The 6,340-nt window shown below is 29.2% G+C and carries 5 protein-coding genes; 2 read left to right on the forward strand and 3 right to left on the reverse strand.

Going from position 1 to position 6,340, the window contains the following annotated elements; all coding sequences use genetic code 11:
* Positions 1–177: 177 nt before the first annotated feature.
* On the reverse strand, positions 178–747 hold the full coding sequence (locus tag A9758_RS04990) for a HEAT repeat domain-containing protein (RefSeq protein WP_011406271.1): 570 nt from the start codon (positions 745–747) through the stop codon (positions 178–180).
* A 157-nt stretch (positions 748–904) separates the two neighbouring features.
* On the opposite strand from A9758_RS04990, the gene A9758_RS04995 reads away from it, so the two are divergent.
* Positions 905–1,876 (forward strand): isocitrate/isopropylmalate dehydrogenase family protein, encoded by a 972-nt coding sequence (locus tag A9758_RS04995; protein ID WP_011406272.1) that lies wholly within the window; start codon positions 905–907, stop codon positions 1,874–1,876.
* Between the two features lie 192 nt (positions 1,877–2,068).
* On the forward strand, positions 2,069–3,163 hold the full coding sequence (fbp, locus tag A9758_RS05000; protein ID WP_011406273.1) for a fructose-1,6-bisphosphate aldolase/phosphatase: 1,095 nt from the start codon (positions 2,069–2,071) through the stop codon (positions 3,161–3,163).
* Positions 3,164–3,269: 106 nt separating this feature from the next.
* Here fbp and A9758_RS05005 read toward each other — a convergent pair whose 3' ends face one another.
* A complete protein-coding gene (locus tag A9758_RS05005) occupies positions 3,270–4,742 on the reverse strand; it encodes a homoserine O-acetyltransferase (RefSeq protein ID WP_011406274.1) in 1,473 nt (490 codons plus the stop codon).
* A gap of 234 nt (positions 4,743–4,976) precedes the next feature.
* Positions 4,977–6,266: an O-acetylhomoserine aminocarboxypropyltransferase/cysteine synthase family protein gene (locus A9758_RS05010; protein ID WP_011406275.1), complete on the reverse strand. Its 1,290-nt coding sequence runs from the start codon at positions 6,264–6,266 to the stop codon at positions 4,977–4,979.
* Positions 6,267–6,340: the final 74 nt, after the last annotated feature.

The raw sequence follows: 6,340 nt of genomic DNA on the forward strand, positions 1-6,340 counted from the left end.
AATAAAACCTTACTATAATAAATAGTAATTATTATAATTAATATAAAATAAAAATGTGTTTTGTATAAAAAAAAATAATAAATATTAAATAATGTTTATTAATAATTTAAAATTTTAAAAGAATTATTAAAAAAATACATATTTTTAAAAAAAATAAAAAAAGTTCTTTTTATTAACTTATTTTTCTAATTTATCTAAAAAGGTCATTGCATTTGCCTTGACATATCCACTATCATCTGTAGAAACTAATTCCTTAAGAGTATCAATAGCTTTTTGGCCACCAATATTACCTAAACCAAAAACAGAACCAGAACGAACAAAACTACGTTCATCTTTTGATGCTTTAACAAACACGTCAATAGTTTCAGGTTTAGCAATTTTACCTAAAGCCCAAACTGCTCCTCCACGAGCCCTCCAATTTTCATCATCAACTAATTTAAGTAAAGTGTCAATAGCTTCTTCACCATAATCTGCAAGAGCACTACTTGATTGTCTTCTAACCCATTTATTCTGGTCATGTAATAACTCTGCAAAAATCTCAATAGATCTAGGATCTTTAAGTCCTTTTAAAATTTCAACCATTTCTAATTTAATATCTTTATGATAATATGGTTTTACTATTTCTTCATGTAATACATCAATTTCATCTGGCATATTTGAAGCTATTATATTCTCAGCTTCTAATTTAACAAAACTATCTAAATCATTAAGATCTTTAATTGCATTTCTTACATCTTCTGCACTCATTTAAAAACACCTTTATTAATTTAATCTTTATTTTTTTTTATTTTTTCTCTATACTCTTACAATTGAAATATATAGTTTAAATAATATAAATAGCTATCAGTTACAAATTAAATCAACTTAAAAATAATTAACATAAAATAATAGGAGAATAAAAAAATTGTATAAAATAACAGTAATACCTGGTGATGGTATAGGACAAGAAGTTATGCAACCAACAATAGATATTCTTGAAACATTAAATTCTAAATTTGAATTTATACCAAAAGAAGCAGGAAAAGAATGTTATCAAAAATATGATACAAATCTACCTGAAGAGACTATTGTTCAATGTAGAGAAAGTGATAGTACACTCTTTGGAGCAGTAACATCAATTCCACAACAAAAAAGTGCAATAGTGACATTACGTAAAGAACTTGATTTATATGTAAATCAAAGACCAATACATTCATATACAAATCCAGATATAGATTTTACAATAATACGTGAAAATTCTGAAGGACTATATTCACATATTGAAGAAAGTACTGGTGATGAAGCAATAGCCATTAGAAAAATAACATACAAAGCTTCAGAAAGAATAATAAATTATGCTTTTAACTATGCACTTAAAACAGAAAAAAGTAAAGTAACAGCATCACATAAAGCAAATGTACTACCAGTAACTGATGGAATATTTAAAAATACATTCTATAAAGTAGCAAGTAATTATCCAACAATCAAATCCAATGATTATTATATAGATGCTATGGCAATGTATCTTATAACAAATCCTGCTCAATTTGATATTATAGTAACAACAAATCTCTTTGGAGACATATTATCTGATGAAGGTGGAGGATTAGTTGGAACTCTTGGACTTATACCTTCAGCAAATATTGGGGATAAAACTGGATTATTTGAACCAGTACATGGATCAGCACCAGATATAGCAGGACTTAATAAGGCAAATCCAATAGCAATGATCTTATCAAGTTGTTTAATGCTTGAATATTTAGGATTATATGATGATGCAAAAAGAATTCAAAATGCAGTAGAAGAAACAATTTCTGAAAGTAAAGTTAAAACACCAGATATGGGTGGACATAACAATACACAAGATGTTGCAAATAATATACTCCATAGATTATAATAAAATTTAAAAGATATGATAAATAAATTTATAAAGATAAAAATAGATAATAAAATTATATATTGAAAAAATATTTATTCATTAATTTATTTCATGTAAACTAATAGAACTTAGTTTTCATTTACAAGAAAATAAATATTACAAAAATAATGTCAATATCATAAGTTTTTTTTACCTCGGAGGTACAATAGAATGAAAACAACTGTAAGTATAATTAAAGCAGATATTGGTAGTGTTGGTGGACACGCAGTAACACACCAAAAATTAAAAGATAAATGTAACGAATACTTATCCAATGCAAAAGAAGAAGGATTATTAACTGATTTTTATATAACCAATTGTGGTGACGATATAGATATGATCATGACTCACACAAACGGTACCGATAACGAAGAAGTACACAAATTAGCATTTGATACTTTTATGGCTGGAGCAGAAGTTGCAAAAGGACTTAAATTATACGGTGCAGGTCAAGATTTATTATCTGATACATTTAGTGGAAACATAAAAGGTATGGGTCCAGGTAGTGCAGAAATGGAATTTAAAGAAAGAGGTTCTGATCCTGTATTTGCATATTGTTGTGACAAAACAGAACCAGGAGCATTTAACTTACCATTATTTAGAATGTTTGCAGACCCATTCAACACTGCAGGATTAGTAATTGACCCATCATTACATGGTGGATTTGACTTTGAAGTTTATGATGTAATAGAAAATAGAAAAGTTGTAATGTCCTGTCCTGATGAAATGTATGATTTATTAGCATTAATTGGTTCAACTGGAAGATACGTAATAAAAAGAATCTTCAGAAGATCTGATAATGAAATAGCAGCAGCAGTAAGTACAGATAAATTAAACTTAATGGCTGGAAAATACATAGGAAAAGATGACCCAGTTGCAATAGTAAGATCACAATCAGGATTCCCTGCAGGTGGAGAAACTTCCGAACCTTTCGCATTCCCTCACTTAGTAAGTGGATGGATGAGAGGATCACATAACGGACCTTTAATGCCAGTATCCCAAGCAGATGCAAGACCTGTAAGATTTGACGGACCTCCTCGTGTAATAGGACTCGGTTTCCAAGTAAGTGAAGCAAAATTAATTGGTCCTGTAGATATGTTTGCAGATCCAGCATTTGATGATGCAAGAAACACAGCAACAAAAGTTGCAAATTACATGAGAAGACATGGACCATTTGAACCTCACAGATTACCTGCAGATGAAATGGAATACACAAGTCTTCCAGGCGTACTTGAAAAACTCGAAGATAGATTTGAAGATATGTAAATATATTTTATTTACATTAACCTCCCTTTTTAGAAAGACTATTTTTAATATTCATATTTTCAAAATGAAAATTTCTTTTAAAAAAAAGTAAATAATGAAAAATGTTCTATTTTTCATATAAATTAGAAATATGTGCGGTGGTTATACTACCAATTACTTTGTGATTTTTATCAATTACTGGTAAACCTGAGATATTATGTTCTTTCATTTTTCTAATAACCTTATGTAATGAATCATATTCTGTGCATGTTAAGACATTTTTTGTCATTATATCATCAATAGAATTAGCATCAGTTGCTATTGCCTTTGATAAATCCCATGCAGTTATAATTCCAACAATTTCTTTACCATCATCTACAATTGGAATATGTGTTTTGTTACAATTCATCATTAATTCAGCAGCTTCCTTAATATCTGCTGTATAATCTAGTGTTAAAGTAGTATGGGACATGACATCTTTAACTCTTGCTTTTGATAAGAAGTTACTGATAATATAATTCATTTGACCATTTTCAATTAAAAATGCATCATGACCATATTCAGAATTAAGTCTTGAATATGAAACTTCTACATTGTTAGCACGTAGAGCCATTACAATTTCTTCCATATGTTCATGTGTATATAACCAGTCAGATGTAATTGACATTATAAGTATTCTTGATTTAACAGGTTTCAATGCTTCCTCTAGAGAAGTATTTTTTCTAACTTCAAAGTAGTCAAGAGCTTTTGTAAGATAGAGGTAACTGTTTGCATCAAATTTCTTTGTGAATGTAGATCCTTGATGTTCTAGGTAGCTTTCTACTTGGAATTCTGTACTAAAATCATAACTAAATTTATTTTTATCTTGTAATTTTCTACCAAATTTTTCATACATTGATTCATTACTTAGATATGTTATATGTGCAATCATTCGTGCTACAGATAAACCTTGTTCTGGACTAACACCTTCTTCATAATATTTTCCTCCTTTCCAATTAGGATCTTCTATTATGGAACGACGTTGTACAGCATTAAATGCAATTTGTTGTGGTGTAGAATATGCACCTGAAGCTATCATTATTGCATTACGAACCATGTCTGGATATGTAATAGTCCATTGAAGAACTTGCATTCCACCCATTGATCCTCCAACAACTGCATATAAATGATTTATATCAAGGTAGTCTAGTAATTTTTTCTGTGCTTTTACCATATCATTTATAGTAATAATTGGAAAGTCAAGACCATATGGTTTGTTTGTTTTGGGATTAATATCACATGGACCTGTTGTTCCTTTACAACTTCCAAGAACATTAGAACATATTATAAAATATCTATTTGTATCTAAGGGTTTTCCAGGACCAATGATAATATTCCACCAACCAGGCTTTTTATCACCGTCATGCCAACCTGCAGCATGTGCATCGCCAGTTAAAGCATGACATACTAGTATTACATTACTTTTTTCATTATTTAATTTACCATATGTTTCATAAGCTATTGTTGGTGTTTCTAGAATATTTCCAGTATCTAACTGTAAATCTTCTTTCATTTTATAGTACTTTGTTGATACATTTCCTAGTGATTTTTTATATGTCATTAATTAGTCCACCCCTTTTTATAATGATTATTTATTAATAATTATGAAATAATATATACTTTAATACATTTAATTGTTTTTATAGTATTCTAAAAAAAATAAATGATAATTTAAAGATTTTTTTAATATTTTTAAATCAAAAATTAAATTTGTTATATGGGTTTTGAAAATTAAATAGTTATCATGTTTCTAAAAAAAAATAAGGAAAAAGAAGTTATAAAGTAGTTTAAATACTTATTGAACTTTTTCTAATGCATTATCTATATCATTGATTATATCTTCAACATCTTCAATACCTACAGATAATCTAATAAGGTCTGGACTTACTCCAGTAGCTTTTTGTTGTTCTTCTGTTAATTGTGAGTGTGTTGTTGAAGCAGGATGTATAACTAATGATTTTGCATCCCCTATATTTGCAAGTAAGGATAATAATTCAGTGTTGTTAATAAATTCTATTGCAGCATCATAGCCTCCTTTAAGACCAAATGATACCATTCCAGAGAATCCTTTTTCTGCATATTTAGAAGCTAATTCATGGTTTGGACTACTTTCTAATCCAGAATATGTTACCCATGCTACTTTTGGATGCTGTTCTAGATGTTTTGCTACTTCAAGAGCATTTTCTCCGTGTTTTGTAACTCTCAAATCAAGTGTTTCTAATCCTTGTAATAGTAAGAATGAACCGAATGGACTTGGTACAGCTCCTGTATCTCTTCCAAGTACTGCTCTTATTCTTGTTGTGAATGCTGCTGGACCAAAAGTTTCATAGAATGATAAACCATTGTATGTTGCATCTGGTTCTACAAGTGCTGGGAAGTTACCATTATCCCATGGGAAATCTCCTTTTTCAATTACTATTCCACCAAGTGTTGTTCCATGTCCACCAATGTATTTTGTTGCTGAACTTGCAATTATATCTGCTCCATGATCAAATGGTCTTATTGTTCCAACACCTATTGTGTTATCTGCTATGAGTGGTATTCCATGGTTGTGTGCAATTTCAGATATTTTTTCAAAGTCAGGTACATCTAATTTTGGATTTCCTATGGATTCTACATAGATTGCTTTTGTTTTATCATCTATAGCTTTTTCAAATAATTCTGGTGATTGTGAATCTACAAATTTTACATTTCTTCCTAAATCTTTTAAGGTGTTTTCAAATAATTCAAATGTTCCACCATATAAATTATCTGCAGATACAATATTATCTCCTACTTGTGTTAGGTTGATTATTGCATAGAATATTCCTGCTAACCCACTTGCTGTTGCATATGCAGCACTTCCACCTTCAATTGCAGCTATTCTTTTTTCAAATGCTTCAGTGGTTGGATTTGTTAATCTAGAATATATATTTCCTCCTTCTTGTAGAGCAAATCTATTTGCTGCTTGGTCTGTATCTTTAAATACATATGATGTTGTTTGATAGATAGGTACTGCTCTTGAACCAGTACTATCTGTTTCTTCTTGTCCTACATGTAATCCAATTGTTGCTATATTTTTTTTATTTTTTATTTCGTATGCCATTTTTTCACTTCCTTTTTTATATTTTTTCTTTTTTTTAAATACGATTATTTATTATATTATTTTTTTATTTTTTT

It is taken from the genome of Methanosphaera sp. A6 (genome assembly GCF_001729395.1).
Classification (GTDB): Archaea; Methanobacteriota; Methanobacteria; order Methanobacteriales; family Methanobacteriaceae; genus Methanosphaera; species Methanosphaera stadtmanae.

Excerpts from the sequence above, each read along its gene's own strand:
- A9758_RS05005 (WP_011406274.1), bottom strand. The coding sequence starts at position 4,742 with ATGACATATAAAAAATCACTAGGAAATGTATCAACAAAGTACTATAAA.
- fbp (WP_011406273.1), top strand. The coding sequence starts at position 2,069 with ATGAAAACAACTGTAAGTATAATTAAAGCAGATATTGGTAGTGTTGGT.
- A9758_RS05010 (WP_011406275.1), bottom strand. The coding sequence starts at position 6,266 with ATGGCATACGAAATAAAAAATAAAAAAAATATAGCAACAATTGGATTA.
- A9758_RS04990 (WP_011406271.1), bottom strand. The coding sequence starts at position 747 with ATGAGTGCAGAAGATGTAAGAAATGCAATTAAAGATCTTAATGATTTA.